The sequence below is a fragment of the Neisseria sp. HMSC064E01 genome (assembly GCF_001808875.1).
GTDB classification, from domain to species: Bacteria; Pseudomonadota; Gammaproteobacteria; order Burkholderiales; family Neisseriaceae; genus Neisseria; species Neisseria sicca_A.
In genome coordinates this window covers 1-453 of the sequence record NZ_KV794908.1, presented here as the reverse complement: position 1 = coordinate 453, position 453 = coordinate 1, and the positions used below count along the sequence as shown (strand labels likewise).

Here is a 453-nt window from a genome sequence, read left to right as displayed (position 1 = left end):
CTGTACCGGCGAAACCACCCGTTTCGCTTACACCGAATACGGCGATCTCGAAACCGTTACCGATGCGCTGGGCCATACCACCCGCCACCACTACGACGCAGCGGGCAACCCCGTCCGTACCGACTATCCCGACGGCAGTCACGAAACCTTCGAATACGACCGCCTCAACCGACTGACCGCCCACATCGACGGACTCGGTGCCAAAACCGCCTACGAACTCGCAGTGGACGGACTGCCGCTCAAACGCACCAACGCGCTGGGCCATACCTTCGCCTACGCCTACGACAAAGCCCGCCGTCTGACCGTCCTCACCAATGAAAACGGCGAAACCTACCGTCTCGATTACGACCCGACCGACAACCTGATCCAAGAAACCGGCTGGGACGGCAAAATCACCGCCTACGGCTACGATGCCGCCGGACAACTGGTTCAACAGACCGAATACGGCCAAAG

The 453-nt window shown here is 60.5% G+C and carries 1 pseudogene; it reads left to right on the top strand.

The features are described 5' to 3' along the window. Positions 1–453 (top strand): annotated as a pseudogene (locus HMPREF2572_RS03650) (RHS repeat protein); the annotation flags it as partial.